Genomic DNA, 17722 nt, shown 5'->3' with positions numbered 1-17722 from the left:
ATGGCTGAATACGTAAAATACGTTGACGTTACCAGATGTGACGGCTGTAAAGCCTGTATGGTGGCCTGTAAAAACTGGAATGACCTTCCGGCAGAAGTAACGGCATTCCAAGGAAGTGCCCAATCACATCCAAAAACAAGTGCTGATACATGGAATGTTCTTCAATATGTCGAGCATGAAAACGGAAAAGGCGATTTAGAATACCTTTTCCGTCACTCATCCTGCTTCCATTGTGATACGGCTGCCTGTGAAAAGGTTTGTCCTGAGAATGCCATCAGCTACTCAAAATTTGGCTCTGTTGTGATTGACCATGATAAGTGCGTAGGCTGCGGCTATTGCGTACAAAACTGTCCATTTGAAGTGATTTCATTAAAGACTTACAAAGATAAGAACGGTAAAGAATACAAAAAATCTCAAAAGTGTACGATGTGTACGGATCGTCTCGAAGAAGGCTTACAGCCTGCCTGCGTGACGACTTGCCATACCGATGCGATGCAGTTTGGCAAAAAAGATGAAATGCTGGCAAGAGCCCGGAAACGTTTAGCTGAGATTAAAGATCGTTTCCCTAATGCGAACATCTATAATCCAGAAGGGGTCGGCGGTACACACACCATCTACCTGCTGGCTGAACGGCCGAGTGTTTATGGTCTTCCGGAAAATCCTAAGGTTCCAACATCTGCAGTCGTTTGGAAAGATTACGCACAGCCAATCGGCAAAATGATGCTTGGTGCCACAACGATGGCGCTTGTCGGAGCATTTATTACCAATAATATTATTAGTAAAAGAACACAAGGTCAGGAAGATGGAGGGGATAGCCATGAGTAATCATCAAAAGCATCCAAAGGCTAATGAACAAATTCGCCGCTTTCCTAAGGCATTTGTTTGGGCACATGCGATCAATGGAATAGCCTTCTTTGCCCTTTACATCACAGCCCTGCCCATGTATACCGAATTCTTTGACTGGCTATATCCAGTTTTTGGCGGTCCGGCAAATGCTCGGCTGTTACACAGAATTTTTGCTGTAGTATTTATTACACCTACATTCGTCTTGCTGATCTTTAGTCCTAAGTTCCTTTTTCTCTGGACGAAAGAATTAATCACGTGGAAAAAGCGGGATCTCCAGTTTTTCGGTAATTTTGTGAAAGAGTTGTTTGGTTTAAGGTTTGATCATGTAAAACAGACATTCTTTAACGCGGGTGAAAAAATTAACTCCATTCTTCAGATCTTTTGCGCCATCTTGGTGATTGTTTCAGGCTTCACGATGTGGTTCCCTGAATTTTTTCCAAGAGCACTTGTTCAGTGGGGTTATGTCCTTCATAATGTTGGGTTTGGCTTAGGAATTGCCGTTATTGTCGGCCATATTTATCTTTCTGTTGTGCACAAACACTCTAGACCAGGTTATTCAGGTGTTGTAACAGGCAAGGTTCCAGCATGGTGGGCAAAAGGCCACTATGAGGACTGGTATGACGAAGAAGTGAAAAAAGGCAACTTCCCTAACTTAGATGATCCGAAACGTAAAAAGGGTGCCTAATATAATACAACCATTCGAATAAATTTTATATTTTTAAAAAAGGGATGGCTGTCGAAAATAGGACAGCCATTTCTTATCACAAATATGAGGTGTGAGAACATGATTAAATCCGTTGTTTCAAAGGAATACCAGGAACTGCAAAAAGAGATCGTCAAGCTTCAAGAACAGTGGAAGCTGCAGCTTGATCCGGAAACCATCAGACCAAACCTTGATAAAGCAGCCATGGAGGCAGGGGTTCCTGCTGCCGCTTTAACGGCTATTGATTTTGAAATTTCACTATTTTTACAGTGGATAGAGGAAGTTACCGACCTACTTGTAAACAATAATCCTGAGTTAGAGCCGAAGCTTTCTGGTATCTGTTCCTTGCTTACTGAGGAAACAGCCATTCGCTGGATTGAAGAAGCCTTTGCTTTTAATCATGTCTATTTTACAGCCTATGCAGAGGAAAATGGGCTTGAAGAATGGATCCCCCATTTCCTTGCCGAAACCGCCCTGCGGCCATACCTGCAGCTAATGGCAGAAAAGGTTCAGCCTGCAATTGACCATGCTGTCCCAGGTGCGGGCTGCCCTGTTTGCGGTGAACCTGTTAGACTAGCAGCCATCAATGAAGAGGGAAAAAAGATCATCCACTGCCCGCGCTGTTTTGCTCATTGGTCTGCAAGACGCTTGGAGTGCTCACACTGCGGCAATGAAGATCATCACAGTATTTATTTTTTAGAAATTGAAGATGATGTAACGTCGAAAATTCAAGTTTGCGAGGAATGTAACGGCTATATTAAAATAATTGATAGCAGACAATATATTACAAAACCGTCGGTGGCATTATTGGACCTTAATTCCATTCATCTCGATATGGCCGCTCAGGAAAATGGGTATCATTCCGTCGGGGAAAAGAAAGAGACAAATTAAGAAGGTGCTTTTATAAATGAAAGCTGCAGCCATTATTTTAGCAGGCGGGAAATCCAGCCGGATGGGCACAAACAAAGCCCTGCTTAAAATCAATGAAAAAACGAATATTGAAAGAATAGCAGATAAGCTAAAACTTCTTTTTGATGATATAATTCTAGTAACGAATGATTCTGAACAATATGAATTTTTAAATGTACGGATGGTCCCGGACCACTATCCCGGCCGAGGGCCGCTTGCGGGAGTGCACGCAGGCCTTACGGCGTCAGACTACGATCTCAATTTGATTGTGGCCTGTGATATGCCGTTTCTGTCGAACGAGCTGGCTCAGGCCCTGGTTACCAATGCCCTGCACTATGATGCGGTCATACCCGTCATCCACGGCAAACAGCAGCCGCTATTTTCTGTTTTTAAAAAGCAATCTGCTGCTGTTATAGAGGAACAGATTCATGCAGGACAGCTGCGAATGAAACAGTTGCTCGACCACTTGAACGTGCTCTACCTAACGGAAAAAGAGCTGGAAACCTATAGTCAAATGGGGTTAGATCAAGTCTTTTTTAATATGAATCACCCAGAAGAATATGAAGAGGCCAAAAAGAAAGCTGAGTCTGATTTTTTAAACATGTAGAAAGATCTAAGGGGGAGTAAGGGAACCATGCAATTTTTCAAAGTCAAGACAGTTGAAGAAACATTTACCTTAATAGATGAAAAAATATCAGCGACTGTGGATACAGAGGTTAGGGAGCTCTCAAGCGCCCTCCATTATATTCTCGCGAGTCCGGTGGCTGCTAAGGAAAATGTACCGAGCTTTGACCGCTCAACTGTTGATGGTTATGCTGTCCGCGCCAAAGATACGTATGGTTCCTCTGAATCCATGCCCGGCTTTTTAACTGTTGCGGGTGAAGTAAAAATGGGTGAAGTTCCGACGGTAGAAGTAACGAAGGGCAGCGCTGTTTATGTCCCGACAGGCGGTATGCTCCCCAAGGGAAGTGACAGCGTTATCATGATTGAACACTGCGAGGATGTGGATTCACTTCTCAATACGTACAAGCAGATCGCTCCTTTAGAAAATGTGATTCGTGCCGGAGAAGATATTAAAAGGGGAGAAATTCTTCTTACAAGCGGAACAAAGCTTCGGCCTCAGGAATTAGGGGCACTCGCTTCATTAGGAGTGACCCATGTAACGGTTTTTAGGAAAGTAAAGGTCGGTTATCTGTCTTCAGGTGATGAAATCGTCCCATACCAAACAGAAACATTGCAGGAAGGGCAGATCCGTGATATCAACTATTTAACCATTGCAGGACTTGCCCAGGAATGGAATGTTGATGTGGTATACGGCGGGATCGTCCGTGATGACTTTGCTGAATTTCGCGAGCGTGCCCATGCCCTTTATGAGGAGGTCGATTGTTTAATCCTTTCAGGCGGCAGCTCGGTTGGAGCAAAAGACTATACAACAGATGTTATCCAATCATTAGGCGAACCGGGCGTGTTCGTCCACGGGATCAGCATCAAGCCGGGAAAACCTACGATTCTAGCTTTAGCGAATGGAAAGCCCGTCATTGGTCTGCCGGGACATCCTGCCAGCGCGATGATTATCTTTAAACTATTCGGCGAGCGTGTTCTTCGCAAATTAAAAGGAGAAACAAGTGAGCGCAAACCGGATCGTATTCTTGCAAAAATAACGAAAAATATTCCATCCTCGATGGGCCGGGCTGATTATATCCGCGTCCGTCTCTTCGAAAAGAACGGCGAATGGTGGGCTGAGCCCATTATTGGTAAGTCGGGATTGATTACTACATTGGTTAAAAGCGATGGTATTGTCGAGATTAGTTCAGAAAAAGAAGGAATTTCACAGGGCGAATGGGTTCCTGTGATTCCATCAAGGTAAGGGGTCAAAGTCAATGGAACAAAATCAGTATAAACGAAAAATTTATTTAGAAGATAAACCCCGTGCGCAAGCAAGAGAGGAAATTCTTAAGGCCTTTCAACAGACCCCTGAAATAGACTGGATGAATGTGTCAGATGCCTTAGACCGAGTGACCGCTGAGCCAATCTTTGCCCATGTCTCCATGCCGCATTACCATGCTTCTGCGATGGATGGAATTGCTGTTATTGCCGAAAGTACATACCAGGCACACGAACAAAACCCGCTATTACTTAAGATAGGTGAACAATTTTGCTTCGTTGATACCGGAAATGCTATTCCCGCGCCTTTTAATGCCGTGATTATGATTGAGCATGTCCATATCGTTGACGATGAAACAATGGAAATAATTGAACCGGCCACTCCTTGGCAGCATATCCGTCCAATTGGTGAGGATATTGTTCAAGAAGAGATGTTGTTTCCACAGGGACATACGCTCAGACCTGCAGACTTAGGCGTGCTGTTGGCGGCACAGCAGCTAACAGTACCTGTTGTAAAGAAACCTGTGGTTACCATTATTCCAACGGGCAATGAATTAGTGGAAGCCCATTCTGATTTATCACCTGGAAAAATAATTGAGTTTAACGGAACAGTCTTTTCCGGGTTTATTAAGGATTGGGGCGGCGAGCCGCACCTGCACCGCATTGTTAAGGACGAACCGGAGAAAATTAAAGAAGTGCTTTTAGAGGCAGCGGAAACCTCCGATATAATTGTGATCAATGCCGGCTCTTCCGCAGGCCGAAAAGACTTTACTGTCCATATCATTTCCGAAATTGGCGAGGTGTTTACTCATGGGGTCGCCGCGCGGCCGGGTAAGCCTGTTATCTTAGGAAAAATAAACGGCAAAATTGTCGTCGGTGTTCCTGGCTATCCCGTGTCTGCTTACTTGGCACTGGAATGGTTTGTTCAGCCATTAATCTGTAAGTATTTAGGGATTCCTGTTCCGAGACGGCAAACCATCACAGTTAAACTTGGCCGCCGCATCGTCTCTTCGATGGGAGCAGAGGATTTTATCCGAATGAATATCGGCTATGTGAATGGACAATTTGTGGCCAACCCGCTTACCCGGGCAGCAGGGGTAACGATGTCCTATGTTAGGGCAGACGCTATGTTGATCATCCCGCCAAACATCAGCGGCTATGAACAAGGCGATATGGCGGAAGTTGAACTATTACGACCGCTGGAAGAAATCAAACATGCAATCGTCTTTAGCGGCAGCCACGACCTAACCATCGATCTGTTATCATCCCAGCTGAAACGGGCACGGACAGAGCTGAAAATCGTCTCTTCCCATGTCGGCAGCATGGCTGGTATAATGGCGATTCGAAAAGGCGAGGCCCATGTAGCGGGCATTCATTTGCTAGACCCTAATACAAAACAGTACAATAGATCATACGTAAATAAACTTTTAGCAGGCCAAGATGTCGTTTTATATCCCTTTTTAAAAAGGATGCAAGGCTGGATTTTGCCACAAGGCAATCCTCTTGAAATCAAAACGGTTACAGACTTAGTCCGTACTGACGCAAACTTTGTAAACCGGCAAAAAGGAGCAGGCACCCGCATCTTGTTTGATTTACTATTAGAGGAAGCAGGCCTTAGCGCAGAGGAGATTACCGGTTATGACCGAGAGATGTTCTCTCATTTAGCGGTAGCGGCAGAAGTGAAAGATGACCGGCGTGGTGCAGGCCTGGGAATTTATCCGGCGGCAAAGGCAATGGGGCTCGATTTTATTCCCGTCGCCGATGAAGAATATGATTTAGTCATGAAACGCGAGTTTTATGAAAGTGACAGCGGCCGGCAGCTCATTGACATCATCCAATCACCTGCCTTTAAAGAGCAGGTTGAAAAAATTGGCGGCTATCAAGTCGTAGAGAACGCCGTGCCAAAGCGGTTGACAGAAGAGGTGGAAGAATGAAAATGTATGAAATCTCAAAGGATCCGATTGATATACAAGCGGTAATTGATAAAGTAGTCCAACGGGAAGCTGGTGCGATTACCACCTTTATTGGGACCGTACGGGAATTAACAAACGGTAAGAAAACGTTGTTTTTAATCTATGAAGCTTATGAAGCGATGGCCGTAAAAAAACTGGAGCAAATTGGCCGGGAAATTGAAGAGCGCTGGGAAGGGTCAAAGGCGGCGATCACGCACCGCGTCGGCCGGTTAGATATTACCGATGTGGCAGTCGTCATTGCTGTTTCGACGCCGCACCGTGCGGATGCCTATGAAGCCAACCGCTATGCGATTGAACGAATTAAAGAAATCGTCCCGATCTGGAAGAAGGAACATTGGGAAGATGGCGAAGCCTGGATGGGAAACCAGCTTGAAACGGTTGCTTATCCTAGTGGTAAACCTGAGGCAGGTGATTTAGATGAATAAGGTCTTGTTTTTTGCGCACTTGCGTGATGCGGTCGGTGAGGAGTTCTTGTCACTTAAGGCTGCCGGTAAAACTGTTGCTGAATTGAAGACAGATCTGGCTGCTAAATATGATTTACCGCAGATGGATACGGTTATGACCGCCATCAATGAAGAGTTTGCCTCCAATGATGAGGTAATTCGTGAAGGGGATGAAATTGCCTTCATTCCACCGGTGAGCGGCGGTTGATTTAGACAGGTTGATCTAGTAGAAGCTCGCCATGGGTGGCGAGTTTTTCTTATCAAGGGGGAATAGATATGAACGAACGCTATTCACGACAAGTCCTTTTCTCAGGAATCGGCCGGGAAGGACAAGCAAGGATTGGAAAAAAGCATGTCCTTATCATTGGGGCCGGAGCGTTAGGGTCTGGGAGTGCTGAGATCCTGACGAGGGCCGGAGTTGGAAAAGTAACCATTGTCGATAGAGATTACGTAGAGGCGAGTAATCTTCAGCGTCAGCAGCTCTATACAGAAGAGGATGTGGCCGAAAAGCTGCCAAAAGCGGCTGCCGCGGAAAAACGGCTGCGGGCTATTAATTCAGATGTAGAGATACGGGCGATCATCGGTGATGCGACTCCGGAAATGCTGGAAGAATTGGTTTTGGATGTTGATTTAATGATGGATGCGACAGATAATTTTGAAACCCGAATGTTAATGAATGATGTGGCGCAGAAATATCAAATTCCCTGGATTTATGGAGCCTGTGTCGGCAGCTTCGGAATGAGTTTTTCTATTATTCCCGGGAAAACGCCATGTTTAAATTGTTTGCTCCGGACCATTCCGCTCCAGGGGATGACCTGTGACACGGGCGGCATTATTTCACCCGCTGTGCAAATGGTGATTGCCCATCAAACGGCTGAAGCCTTGAAGATGCTGGTCGAGGATTGGGAGGCAGTCCGGACAACGTTTGTCAGCTTTGATTTATGGCGAAATCAATACACAAGTTTAAAAATGTCGAAGGCGAAGTATGCCGGCTGCTTGTCTTGCGGTGAGGAGCGGACCTATCCTTATTTGGACCAAGAAAACAGGACAAAGACAAGTGTCCTGTGCGGCCGCGATACCGTCCAGATCCGTCCGTCAAGCTATGGCGATGTTTCCCTGGAAAAGCTCGCGGGACAACTGAGCTCGTTAGGTTACCAAGTGAAAGGAAATCCTTACTTGATATCCGTCGAAATGGGGGCGGAGCGGATGGTTATTTTTCAAGATGGCCGTGCGCTCATCCATGGTACGAAAGATTTGACTCACGCCAAGTCAATTTATCAACGAATACTAGGTTAAAGGGGATCCGGACCACGATTGGTTCGGTTTTTTTTATGTCCTGTTTTGGGGGTTTTACAAAAATCCCTATCCCTCTCATTAAGTCAGTGCCCATCTTACGAATCGACATGTTCCACGTGAAACATGTCGAAAAACGAAACAGGTCTATTTTTTCGTAAAATCGACGATAATCATGTAGAATAAATAAGAGATTGAATGTAGAGGTGTCACACATGAATATATCGGTTGAGAAATTACTGGCCAAAATAGAGAATGAATTGAAACTAGCTAAAACGAGTTCAAAGGAAGAAACCTTAAGAGAAAAGATTTACTCTATTAAAATATTATGCGAACTCATCCTAGATGAAAAGCAAGCTAGTGTGAAGCCTGCTGCAGCAGCGATTCAGCCGGCCGTCACCCAGCAGGTCTATCAACAGCCATTAATGAATCAACAAGTATTTCAGCAAGGCTCGTCATTACAGCAGCCGAAAAAGCTCGATATGGAAGATGAAGCAAATGGGGATTCACTATTTGATTTTTAAGATGGGGGAAATTAGCCATGAAAGTATTTATTATTGTTGGGGCGATTAACGCCTTTTTAGCGGTGGCACTAGGAGCGTTTGGCGCACATGGACTTAAGGACAGACTCGATGCCCACTATTTAGAGATTTGGAAAACGGGTGTAACTTATCAGATGTTTCATGCGACTGGAATTCTAATTATTGGTATGCTTCTTGGTAAAGTACCAATGAGCTCTCTTTTTAATTGGTCCGGTTGGCTCATGCTGGTTGGGATCATTTTCTTCAGCGGCAGCTTGTATCTTTTGAGCTTAACGAAGGTGGGCGTGTTAGGCGCGATTACCCCAATCGGCGGAGTTTGCTTTTTGGCAGCCTGGGTATTAATGATTGTGGGAGCAGTAAAGAATTTTTAACAGCAAAAAAAGGCATTGGGAGAGACCCGATGCCTTTTTTTTACTCTTATTTATCGAGGCGGGTAAGTACCTAATGATGGGCCGCTGCCAAATGGATATTCATACTCAATTTCTTCGGAGAAGGTAATATAGTCAACCGCAACCATCGGAATGAGGTAGCGAGTGCCGACCTGAGGGTCACTTAAGATGACGTGGTCCCGACCGGCTGCTTCAATAATCCCTTTAAATTCCTTGGCATTCCACTGATTATTACCTTCAAAGGTGGCAAATACGCTTACTAATTTTCCTTTGTTCAAGCGAAGAATATTTTCAATGTAGGACTGCTCGATTGGAAGCATCCCAGGAGCTGCTCCAGCTCCTTGCGCAGGTGGTGTTGTTGGCATGCCTCCAACTCCAGGCTGCGGAAAGGGTTGTTGGAAACCTTGCTGGCCAGGCATAAAACCTTGCCCGCCTGCGATCGGTTGTGCACCCTGCTGGCCGGCTGCACCTGTATAAGGCTGAAATCCTTGAGGATTGTAATATTGACTCATCTTTTTCCCTCCTATAAAAAATTCATAAATAATAAGTACAAATAGACGAATGACCTAACATTTGTATTCATATTTCATTGAACCTAAAATGGTGACTGTTTTTTTCGGCTCGTTTCTCACCTCTTTTTGATGAGACTTTCGGAGCTTCATTTTAGACTCGCTGTTAAAATAGTATGAGGAAAAGGAATCAAATATGACTGAATGAACAGGCGGATAAAATAGAAAAAAGTTCTCGAAACAAGAGCTCGAGAACTTTTTAAATAATTATACGTGGAGGAAGCGTGGTACAGTTTCTTCTTCTAGCAGATTGCCGACGAAGAAGGCGCCAAATTCACCATAGCGCGCGCTGACTTCATCAAAACGCATTTCATAGACGAGCTTTTTAAATTGAAGCACATCTTCTGCGAATAAGGTAACACCCCATTCGTAGTCATCGAAGCCAACCGAACCAGTGATGATTTGTTTTACTTTCCCGGCATATGTACGGCCAATCATACCATGGCTGCGCATCATACTGCGGCGCTCTTCCATCGGCAGCATGTACCAGTTATCATTGCCTTGACGACGCTTGTCCATTGGATAGAAGCAGACATGCTTAGCTTTTGGCAATGTTGGGTAAAGGCGTGCAAGGATTTGCGGATTTTGGTAAGGATCTTCACCTGCTGGCAGATAGTTGCTGAGCTCCACTACCGATACATAGGAATGAGCTGGAAGGGTGAATTCCGCTAATTTTGTTTTATTGAATTGAGTTTCAATTTCGTTTAACTCCTCCATCGTTGGACGAAGGATCATCATCATAAAATCGGCTTTCTGACCGACGATTGTATATAAAGCATGGCTGCCTTCTTTGCGTGCCTGTGTCTCATTCCATTTTTCAACAAGACTTAAAAACTCGTGAATCGCGGCCTCGCGCTCATCACTTGAAAGCATTTTCCAAGTTGTCCAATCAACGGTACGGAAATCATGAAGGCAATACCAGCCATCAAGCGTCTGTGCTGCTTCACTCATTATAATCACTCCTAAATAATCATTCTGCTTGTTACCAATCTTAACTATATCATAGTTTGACCAAATGCCGCCTTAATAAAACTCTATATTCAGAGAAGTGGATATTTTAATAAAAAAGGGTAAATAGTAAGAATGAGAGTGTAATTTTTTGAAAACAAAAACTTTTTCGTGAAACCGCTGCCTGTGACTTACATTGCTTGAAATTTTATCTTGGTAAAGTATGCTAGAAGAGGTAGCTTTTTTAAGGGAGGATTAGTGTAGTGAGCGATTTATTTGAAGGATTAAAAGAGAAGATTTCTGGACGTAACTTACGAATTGTGTTTCCTGAAGGGTTGGATGAGCGGATTATTCGTGCAGCCAGCCGTTTGGCTGAGGAGAATTTAATCACACCGATTTTAGTTGGAAATATTGAGCAAGTACAAACAAAGGCTAACGAGGTTGGCGTTTCTTTGGAGTCTGCAGAAATTTATGACCCTGCTACATATGCAGGCATGGAAGAATTAGTAGCAGCATTTGTGGACCGCCGCAAAGGCAAGGCAACGGAAGAAGATGCCCGCAAAATTTTGTTGGATGAAAATTATTTCGGTACGATGCTCGTATATTTAAATAAAGCACATGGTCTTGTCAGCGGTGCGGCCCACTCAACGGCTGATACGGTTCGTCCAGCCCTGCAAATCATCAAAACGAAAGCTGGCGTGAAGAAGACGTCAGGCGTGTTCATCATGGTCCGTGAAGATGAGAAATATGTATTTGCCGATTGTGCGATCAATATTGCACCGGACAGCAATGATTTAGCGGAAATCGCGATTGAGAGTGCGAAGACAGCGGAAATGTTTGATATTGAGCCGCGGATTGCCATGTTGAGTTTTTCAACAAAAGGTTCGGCTAAATCACCGGAAACGGAGCGTGTTGCAGAGGCTGTCGAGGAAGCAAAACGCCGCGATGCATCGCTTGTCTTGGACGGAGAATTCCAATTTGATGCTGCATTTGTTCCTTCTGTTGCGAAAAGTAAGGCGCCTGGTTCTGTATTGCAGGGCGATGCCAACGTGTTTATTTTCCCAAGCCTTGAAGCAGGAAACATCGGCTATAAAATTGCTCAGCGTTTAGGCGGATTTGAAGCAGTTGGTCCGATTTTACAAGGGTTAAATGCACCAGTAAATGACCTATCACGCGGCTGTAACGAAGAAGATGTGTACAAGCTTGCGTTGATTACTGCGGCACAAGGATTATAAGATGAAATGGGCTGGTCCGAGAAGGGACTGGCTCTTTTTTTGCGTGGCTGTTTAAGTTTGCTTCTTTTTGATAAAATAAGCGTATTAAACCAGTAAGGAGTTACAAGTATGGACGGTTTACTGCACCAGCCAGAGTGGCGGATCATCGACCAGTCGGCGGTTGGAATACATTTTCAAGCATTACAATCTTTTGGGACGGATGATACATTATGTGCCTCTGTCGGGGCAGGTGAGGCACCTGCGACGGCCCGGACATGGGTCCATCATAATACGGTCGTGTTAGGGATCCAGGATACGAGATTGCCATTTTTACAGGAGGGCATTCACTATTTGACCGAGCAGGGCTATCAGCCGATTGTCCGGAATTCCGGCGGGTTAGCTGTGGTCCTCGATGAGGGTGTCCTCAATATCTCGTTAGTTTTTCCAGAGGTGGAAAAAGGGATTGATATTAATCGCGGCTATGATGTCATGTGGCAGCTAATTCAACAGATGTTTGCTGATTTTCCTCAGATGATTGAAGCGCGCGAAATTGTCGGCTCGTATTGCCCGGGAAGTTATGACCTAAGTATCGGCGGGAAAAAGTTTGCGGGAATCTCGCAGCGGCGTTTAAGACGAGGCGTAGCTGTTCAGATTTATTTATGCGTAAATGGGAGCGGCTCAAGGCGGGCTGAGTTAGTACGGGGATTTTATCAGCTGGCAAAAAAAGAGGAGCAAACGAAATTTGTTTATCCAGAGGTGGTTCCTGCGGTAATGGCCTCGCTAGCGGAATTGCTCGGTGTTGAACTGACAATTGCCGATGTGATGCTGCGGCTACTGAAGCAGTTAAAGGCCAATAGTGACCATTTGTATGCGGGGCAGTTGAATGAGTTCGAGCTTGGTTTGTTTCCAGGCTACTATCAACGTGTCGTTGACCGCAATGAAAAAATTGATGAGATGGTCAATCGTTAAGTAAGCAGCTGTGGTGGTTGGGTGGTTCAGGGATTCAATAACAGAAAGAGGCTGACCCAAAAGAGGGTTGATGAATAATTTTTTCACACTCTGTTGATTGGAGCGGAAGGCGGCGAAGACTCCTCGAAAATGCTATCGCATTTCCTTCGTGCGTGGGCGGATTCGAGGATGCAAATTCAAAGTCCTGCGGGAGTACGGGGCAGGGGAAGACCCGCAGGCGCTGCAGCGCCGAGGAGGCTTCCCGGCACGCCCGCGGAAAGCGAAGCCGCTTGGAGCGGAAATCAACAGACTAGTTTATATGAAAAAAGAAGGTATCCTAAAAGTTAAACTTTTGGGACACCTTCTTCTATATTGAGTGCTGCTGCGCTTTGCCTCTTCTCCCTTAAACGCTTTTAAAAGATGCTTACTCGGCTACTTTTTCGAGGTTGCCGTTTCGGTCCATTTTGAATTTAGTGGCAGGTCTTTCCTCTTCTTCAAATAAGACAAGTTTACGGGCCCGATTCATGATTTTCATCAGCGTCTCGTAATCTTCCTGTATGGTTTCGGTATTCTGCTCCAGCCCTTCAATCTTCGCTGCCATTTCCTCATTCTGCCTTCTTAACTCGAGTATTTCTCTTTTCAATCTTTCATTCTCACTTTTTAATGCTTCATTTTGCAGATTGGCATGATGAAAGTTTTGTAAATAGGAGATAACAGAATCAAGTGAAAGTTGTCCACCAGTTGGTGCCGCGTTTCGGTAGGATTGTACGGCTGCTGCTGGTTTCACATATGTTTCGGCTGCGATTTCGGTCTGCATATCCGGAATCTCTTCGATTGTTTCAAATGTTTCGATTGGTTCCATTGGCATTTCAATCGTAAGCGGTGCTAGTGTTTCTAATTCATCGGTAGCTGGAACCGGCGGATTGTAGAGCAGCTTTTTCTTGCCGCCTTGATCCTTGCCTAACACTCGCTGTCTTTGTTTTCGTTGTTTTTTCGCTAATTGCAGCGCTTTTTCATAGGTGTGGCGGACGACGGCATTCCATCTAAATCCACAGGCGGCCGACGTGCGGTTAAGTTTGTCTCCAACCTCCTCGAAAGCGTTAAGCTGGGTACTGCCTTCTCTTACATGACGAAGGACGGTTTCAGCTAAAAGTAAGTCATTTTCATCTGTCCATGCATCTTGACGAACTTTCATATTATTCAACTCCCTAAATTAATTTACCAATTTGTCAGTTCCATTGACTGACTTGTTTTTAAAGTTCTAGTCTTAGGATGGACAAGTTTTTCAAGGTTTATACCAAAATGAATACAAGGATAGTAGATTTTTTAACTAAAAGATTTAAGGGGGATTGACAAGAGTTGCTAATGATTTCAACTTGCATTGGAAAAAAAGAACCTGTAAAATGACCTATGGAGTTAGACGGTTTCTAAGATAATTGAATTTGGCAAATTATATATGGTGTTAATTGGATAAAATAGTGAGTAGATAATAGATTGTCGATAGAAAGGGGTGGATGGAATGTCGAATGAATTTCGAGTTTGCGATGATTGCCAGGCCGTGAATTTAAAGACATTGATCCCTCGTTTGAAAGAAATAGATCCGGATGCGGAAATTAAAATTGGCTGCCAATCCTATTGCGGTCCCGGCCGGAAGAAGACCTTTGCCTTCGTTAATAACCGCCCTGTGGCTGCGTTAACAGAAGAGGAATTAATGGAGAAGGTCAATAAGAAAGTTAAGTAAAGCTCCGGCTGAAAATAGACCTCATAAGACAATCACCTACGTCCCCAAGACCCGGGTGATTTTTCTTTTTGTTTGTGGTGCCTGTCACCATTTCTCATCTCGGTGTGTTATAAATGGTGCCTGTCACTCTGCATGGTGTCGAAAAATCCTGCGGAATTTTGTTGGTTTTTGGTATATAATAGGAATAATGAGTATACTGGCCGATTGGCAGTAGGTATGTTAGGTATGTTAAGAGGAAAGGGGTATTCCATGCAATTGCGATATTCGGCTGAAAAGTTAACCGAAGAAAAAGTTTTTAAAGACCCCGTTCATCGCTATGTTCATGTCCGAGATCGAGTGATTTGGGATCTAATTGGAACAAAAGAGTTTCAGCGGCTGCGCCGGATTAAACAGCTCGGCACTACTTTTTTAACCTTTCACGGTGCAGAACACAGCAGATTCAACCACTCTCTCGGAGTTTATGAGATCGTCCGCCGCATCATCGATGATGTCTTTGCAGGCAGACCGGAATGGAACGATGACGAACGCCTGCTCACACTATGTGCAGCGCTTCTCCACGACCTAGGGCATGGCCCATTTTCTCACTCCTTTGAAAAAGTATTTGATTTTGACCACGAAGACTTAACCCGGGCGATTATATTAGGAAATACAGAAGTCAACAAAGTGCTTCTAAAGGTAGGGGCTGATTTCCCAGCGCAGGTTGCTGAGGTAATCGCCAAAACAAGTGCGAAAAAGCTGGTTGTCAGCATGATTTCCAGTCAGATTGATGCCGATCGGATGGATTATTTGCAGAGGGATGCCTATTTTACGGGTGTCAGCTACGGTCAATTTGATATGGAACGGATTTTACGGGTAATGAGACCTAGGGAAGACCAGGTTGTCATTAAAAAGAGCGGCATGCATGCGGTTGAGGATTATATTATGAGCCGTTATCAAATGTACTGGCAGGTATACTTTCACCCTGTCTCCCGCAGCGCTGAAGTAATTTTAACGAAAATCCTTCACCGTGCTAAGTACCTATATGAGAATAACTATTCATTTAAGCTTGAACCAATCCACTTTACCTCTCTGTTTAAAGAGGAAGTGACATTAGAAGACTATTTAAAATTGGATGAGTCTGTGTGTTTTTATTATTTTCAAATTTGGCAGGAAGAGAAAGATCCAATTATAAGCGACCTTTGCAGGCGTTTCGTTAATCGCAATCTGTTTAAATACGCTGAATTTGATCCTGCTAAGGAATATAAAAAGCTTGCAGAACTGACAGTTCTATTTGCGAAAGCAGGGATTGACCCGGAATATTATTTGGTGGTGGATTCATCGTCGGACTTGCCATATGACTTTTACCGGCCTGGCGAGGAGGAAGAACGGCTGCCGATTCATTTGTTAATGAAGAATGGGGAATTACGGGAACTTTCCCGTGAATCTGAAATCGTTGATGCGATTTCAGGAAAGCGGAGAACGGACCACAAACTCTATTACCCGGCTGATTTCCTCGAAGACGACGCTGACTCTAGCCACAGTGAACTAAAAAAGCAAATACGTTCCCTTTTGGAATAGAAATGGTGCCTGACACCATTAGAGATCTTAACATTGTTGAAATAGGAGAATTGGTGCCTGACACCAATCGAGATCTGTTTAGATGGAGTAGGAGATGACGAATGTTGTTAAAAGATCATGCTAAGCTAATGCAGGCCATTATGGTTTCTGGTGAGATTACTGGGAGAAAAAAGCTGCAGAAGATGATTTATATTGCGAAGAAGGTAGAATTCCCTTTTCATGAGCGGTTTCAGTTTCATTTTTACGGCCCCTATTCAGAGGAGTTAACGACGAGAGTAGAAGAGCTATGTAATATGGGGTTTTTAAATGAAGTGAAAGAGAAGAAGGGCGGATACTACCAATATTGCTATACGCTGACAGACTCGGGGAAAGAGTTTTTAAGCCTAAACCAAGTTGAAATGCCGTATTTAGAGGATTGCTTTAATGATATGAATGAGCAGAATGCTAGATTCCTCGAGCTGGTTTCCACGGTTTTATATTTTGATAATCTCCCAAAAGAGGAAGTAGCGGACAAGGTGTTCACCTTAAAAAGCAGCCAGCGCTATACAATGGCTGAAGTGGATGAAGCCTATCAATACATTGAAACCTTAAAAACGAAAATCCAATAAGATCAAAAACCGCCGGGAGACCCATAACCATCCCAGGCGGTTTTTTTAGTGGTGACAGGCACCATTTCTACTATTACCAGGTAAGAAATGGTGCCTGCCACCTGTTGATGTTACCTTTTTTATTATTTATCGCTTGCGCGTACGCCGGCTACGGCGTAGTTGTTTTTGCTCATTTCTTCGATGAACACGGTGATTTTTTCTTTTGGGGCGCCGGTTGTTTCGCTAACGGCATCCGTTACTTTTTCGACTAATGCGCGCTTCTGGTCTTCGCTGCGGCCCTCAAGCATCTTAACTGTTACGTATGGCATTTTACTTTCCTCCTTATTAACTGAACTACTAGTAGTGTTCCACAAACAAACTAAAAGTGCAATATAGAGTGAACATTTGATTTTCATTTTTCAAGCGGTATCAGGTATACTTAAAGGAATACGAAGTAATGGTCCAAATGAATGACGGTTTAGCCATTCATCTAACGGTTTATCATAAGGAAGGAGAAATGAAATGGAAGGATTCCACTTGGCCTACCCACTGCGGTTAATTCCCTATGTGGCGATTACCCTTATTTTTGCCTTCACATTCCATGAATTTGCCCATGCCTACGTCGCCTATAAATTTGGTGACAATACCGCCAAAAAGCAAGGCCGCTTGACCCTAAATCCGCTCCAGCATCTTGACCCGATCGGAACGATTCTCATTTTTATTGCTGGATTTGGCTGGGCCCGCCCAGTACCGGTTAACCGCTTTTACTTTAAAAAACCGCGTCTTGCCGGTATCCTTGTTTCCGCAGCAGGCCCCCTTTCGAATCTGATCCTAGCCTCGCTCGGTTTTATTGTCGGCTATGGACTTATGCGTTTCAGTGTGGGATCTTCTGCTTATTTTGATGAATTCCTAATGATTTTTATTAATTTAAACATTGTTTTGTTCATCTTTAATCTGATACCGCTCCCGCCGCTCGATGGCTACAGAATAGTAGAGGACCTTGCCCCTCATCATGTTCGTGCGAAAATGACACAATATGAACAATACGGAATGCTAATCTTTTTAATTCTCGTGATCACCCCGCTTGATCGATTTACGATTCAGCCAATTTTTAGTATCGTCGTCCCTTGGGTAAGGGAAGGATTAAGCAATTTCTATTACACACTGTTTTTTTAG

Annotated in this window: 21 protein-coding genes; 17 read left to right on the top strand and 4 right to left on the bottom strand. The window is 44.3% G+C overall.

Features of this window, described 5'->3' with window-relative positions:
- From L1999_RS28840 to L1999_RS28790, 11 genes are all read left to right on the top strand, one after another.
- Entirely contained in the window at window positions 1-825 is an 825-nt protein-coding gene (locus L1999_RS28840) for a 4Fe-4S dicluster domain-containing protein (protein WP_235741642.1), read from the top strand.
- Entirely contained in the window at window positions 818-1531 is a 714-nt protein-coding gene (locus L1999_RS28835) for a formate dehydrogenase subunit gamma (protein ID WP_235741641.1), read from the top strand. The genes L1999_RS28840 and L1999_RS28835 overlap by 8 nt, the downstream gene beginning before the upstream one ends.
- Before the next feature lie 84 nt (window positions 1532-1615).
- Window positions 1616-2440, top strand: a complete 825-nt coding sequence (locus L1999_RS28830; protein ID WP_345790869.1) for a formate dehydrogenase accessory protein FdhE — start codon at window positions 1616-1618, stop codon at window positions 2438-2440.
- Between the two features lie 16 nt (window positions 2441-2456).
- Window positions 2457-3065 carry a molybdenum cofactor guanylyltransferase gene (gene mobA, locus L1999_RS28825; RefSeq protein ID WP_235741639.1) on the top strand — a complete coding sequence of 203 codons (609 nt, stop codon included), beginning with the start codon at window positions 2457-2459 and terminating at the stop codon, window positions 3063-3065.
- Window positions 3066-3092: 27 nt separating this feature from the next.
- Window positions 3093-4325, top strand: coding sequence for a molybdopterin molybdotransferase MoeA (locus L1999_RS28820; RefSeq protein ID WP_235741638.1), 1233 nt, complete (start codon window positions 3093-3095; stop codon window positions 4323-4325).
- 13 nt (window positions 4326-4338) lie between these two features.
- The gene (locus tag L1999_RS28815) at window positions 4339-6276 is read left to right on the top strand and encodes a molybdopterin biosynthesis protein (RefSeq protein ID WP_235741637.1); all 1938 of its coding nucleotides are present in this window, start codon (window positions 4339-4341) and stop codon (window positions 6274-6276) included.
- A complete protein-coding gene (locus L1999_RS28810; protein WP_235741636.1) occupies window positions 6273-6740 on the top strand; it encodes a molybdenum cofactor biosynthesis protein MoaE in 468 nt (155 codons plus the stop codon). Before L1999_RS28815 ends, L1999_RS28810 begins: the two co-directional genes overlap by 4 nt.
- Complete coding sequence (gene moaD, locus L1999_RS28805; protein WP_235741635.1) at window positions 6733-6966, top strand: molybdopterin converting factor subunit 1; 234 nt, start codon at window positions 6733-6735, stop codon at window positions 6964-6966. The genes L1999_RS28810 and moaD overlap by 8 nt, the downstream gene beginning before the upstream one ends.
- 68 nt (window positions 6967-7034) lie before the next feature.
- Entirely contained in the window at window positions 7035-8054 is a 1020-nt protein-coding gene (locus L1999_RS28800; RefSeq protein WP_235741634.1) for a thiazole biosynthesis adenylyltransferase ThiF, read from the top strand.
- A 212-nt stretch (window positions 8055-8266) separates the two neighbouring features.
- Entirely contained in the window at window positions 8267-8575 is a 309-nt protein-coding gene (locus L1999_RS28795; RefSeq protein WP_235741633.1) for a YwdI family protein, read from the top strand.
- Window positions 8576-8592: 17 nt separating this feature from the next.
- Window positions 8593-8964, top strand: a complete 372-nt coding sequence (locus L1999_RS28790) for a DUF423 domain-containing protein (protein WP_215045431.1) — start codon at window positions 8593-8595, stop codon at window positions 8962-8964.
- Window positions 8965-9014: 50 nt separating this feature from the next.
- Here the strand turns inward: L1999_RS28790 and gerQ are convergent, their stop codons facing one another.
- Together gerQ and hemQ are read right to left on the bottom strand one after the other, a co-directional pair.
- Entirely contained in the window at window positions 9015-9494 is a 480-nt protein-coding gene (gene gerQ / locus L1999_RS28785; protein ID WP_235741632.1) for a spore coat protein GerQ, read from the bottom strand.
- Window positions 9495-9758: 264 nt separating this feature from the next.
- Window positions 9759-10502 (bottom strand): hydrogen peroxide-dependent heme synthase, encoded by a 744-nt coding sequence (hemQ, locus tag L1999_RS28780; protein ID WP_215045433.1) that lies wholly within the window; start codon window positions 10500-10502, stop codon window positions 9759-9761.
- Between the two features lie 260 nt (window positions 10503-10762).
- On the opposite strand from hemQ, the gene pta reads away from it, so the two are divergent.
- Both pta and L1999_RS28770 read left to right on the top strand, forming a co-directional pair.
- Window positions 10763-11734, top strand: coding sequence for a phosphate acetyltransferase (gene pta / locus L1999_RS28775; RefSeq protein WP_235741631.1), 972 nt, complete (start codon window positions 10763-10765; stop codon window positions 11732-11734).
- Between the two features lie 108 nt (window positions 11735-11842).
- On the top strand, window positions 11843-12682 hold the full coding sequence (locus L1999_RS28770) for an octanoyl-[GcvH]:protein N-octanoyltransferase (protein WP_235741630.1): 840 nt from the start codon (window positions 11843-11845) through the stop codon (window positions 12680-12682).
- Window positions 12683-13085: 403 nt separating this feature from the next.
- Here the strand turns inward: L1999_RS28770 and L1999_RS28765 are convergent, their stop codons facing one another.
- On the bottom strand, window positions 13086-13856 hold the full coding sequence (locus L1999_RS28765; RefSeq protein WP_235741629.1) for an RsfA family transcriptional regulator: 771 nt from the start codon (window positions 13854-13856) through the stop codon (window positions 13086-13088).
- 324 nt (window positions 13857-14180) lie between these two features.
- On the opposite strand from L1999_RS28765, the gene L1999_RS28760 reads away from it, so the two are divergent.
- The 3 genes from L1999_RS28760 (at window position 14181) to L1999_RS28750 (ending at window position 16567) form a co-directional block, all read left to right on the top strand.
- Window positions 14181-14402: a YuzB family protein gene (locus L1999_RS28760; protein WP_040206858.1), complete on the top strand. Its 222-nt coding sequence runs from the start codon at window positions 14181-14183 to the stop codon at window positions 14400-14402.
- A 255-nt stretch (window positions 14403-14657) separates the two neighbouring features.
- Window positions 14658-15959: an HD domain-containing protein gene (locus tag L1999_RS28755; RefSeq protein WP_235744499.1), complete on the top strand. Its 1302-nt coding sequence runs from the start codon at window positions 14658-14660 to the stop codon at window positions 15957-15959.
- A gap of 104 nt (window positions 15960-16063) precedes the next feature.
- Complete coding sequence (locus L1999_RS28750) at window positions 16064-16567, top strand: YwgA family protein (RefSeq protein WP_235744498.1); 504 nt, start codon at window positions 16064-16066, stop codon at window positions 16565-16567.
- Between the two features lie 122 nt (window positions 16568-16689).
- Here the strand turns inward: L1999_RS28750 and L1999_RS28745 are convergent, their stop codons facing one another.
- Window positions 16690-16875: a 2-hydroxymuconate tautomerase gene (locus L1999_RS28745; RefSeq protein WP_235741628.1), complete on the bottom strand. Its 186-nt coding sequence runs from the start codon at window positions 16873-16875 to the stop codon at window positions 16690-16692.
- Window positions 16876-17068: 193 nt separating this feature from the next.
- Between L1999_RS28745 and L1999_RS28740 the strand changes: the two genes are divergently transcribed.
- Window positions 17069-17722: a site-2 protease family protein gene (locus L1999_RS28740; protein ID WP_235741627.1), complete on the top strand. Its 654-nt coding sequence runs from the start codon at window positions 17069-17071 to the stop codon at window positions 17720-17722.

The sequence above is a fragment of the Neobacillus drentensis genome, from assembly GCF_021560175.1.
Taxonomy (GTDB): domain Bacteria; phylum Bacillota; class Bacilli; order Bacillales; family Cytobacillaceae; genus Neobacillus; species Neobacillus drentensis_A.
The sequence above is the reverse complement of the archived record's forward strand: the minus strand, read 5'-3'. Positions and strand labels throughout refer to the sequence as shown.

What these genes read in the sequence shown, in the direction of transcription:
- L1999_RS28840 (WP_235741642.1), top strand. Translation starts at nt 1, where the DNA reads ATGGCTGAATACGTAAAATACGTTGACGTTACCAGATGTGACGGCTGT.
- L1999_RS28835 (WP_235741641.1), top strand. Translation starts at nt 818, where the DNA reads ATGAGTAATCATCAAAAGCATCCAAAGGCTAATGAACAAATTCGCCGC.
- L1999_RS28830 (WP_345790869.1), top strand. Translation starts at nt 1,616, where the DNA reads ATGAGGTGTGAGAACATGATTAAATCCGTTGTTTCAAAGGAATACCAG.
- mobA (WP_235741639.1), top strand. Translation starts at nt 2,457, where the DNA reads ATGAAAGCTGCAGCCATTATTTTAGCAGGCGGGAAATCCAGCCGGATG.
- L1999_RS28820 (WP_235741638.1), top strand. Translation starts at nt 3,093, where the DNA reads ATGCAATTTTTCAAAGTCAAGACAGTTGAAGAAACATTTACCTTAATA.
- L1999_RS28815 (WP_235741637.1), top strand. Translation starts at nt 4,339, where the DNA reads ATGGAACAAAATCAGTATAAACGAAAAATTTATTTAGAAGATAAACCC.
- L1999_RS28810 (WP_235741636.1), top strand. Translation starts at nt 6,273, where the DNA reads ATGAAAATGTATGAAATCTCAAAGGATCCGATTGATATACAAGCGGTA.
- moaD (WP_235741635.1), top strand. Translation starts at nt 6,733, where the DNA reads ATGAATAAGGTCTTGTTTTTTGCGCACTTGCGTGATGCGGTCGGTGAG.
- L1999_RS28800 (WP_235741634.1), top strand. Translation starts at nt 7,035, where the DNA reads ATGAACGAACGCTATTCACGACAAGTCCTTTTCTCAGGAATCGGCCGG.
- L1999_RS28795 (WP_235741633.1), top strand. Translation starts at nt 8,267, where the DNA reads ATGAATATATCGGTTGAGAAATTACTGGCCAAAATAGAGAATGAATTG.
- L1999_RS28790 (WP_215045431.1), top strand. Translation starts at nt 8,593, where the DNA reads ATGAAAGTATTTATTATTGTTGGGGCGATTAACGCCTTTTTAGCGGTG.
- gerQ (WP_235741632.1), bottom strand. Translation starts at nt 9,494, where the DNA reads ATGAGTCAATATTACAATCCTCAAGGATTTCAGCCTTATACAGGTGCA.
- hemQ (WP_215045433.1), bottom strand. Translation starts at nt 10,502, where the DNA reads ATGAGTGAAGCAGCACAGACGCTTGATGGCTGGTATTGCCTTCATGAT.
- L1999_RS28770 (WP_235741630.1), top strand. Translation starts at nt 11,843, where the DNA reads ATGGACGGTTTACTGCACCAGCCAGAGTGGCGGATCATCGACCAGTCG.
- L1999_RS28765 (WP_235741629.1), bottom strand. Translation starts at nt 13,856, where the DNA reads ATGAAAGTTCGTCAAGATGCATGGACAGATGAAAATGACTTACTTTTA.
- L1999_RS28760 (WP_040206858.1), top strand. Translation starts at nt 14,181, where the DNA reads ATGTCGAATGAATTTCGAGTTTGCGATGATTGCCAGGCCGTGAATTTA.
- L1999_RS28745 (WP_235741628.1), bottom strand. Translation starts at nt 16,875, where the DNA reads ATGCCATACGTAACAGTTAAGATGCTTGAGGGCCGCAGCGAAGACCAG.
- L1999_RS28740 (WP_235741627.1), top strand. Translation starts at nt 17,069, where the DNA reads ATGGAAGGATTCCACTTGGCCTACCCACTGCGGTTAATTCCCTATGTG.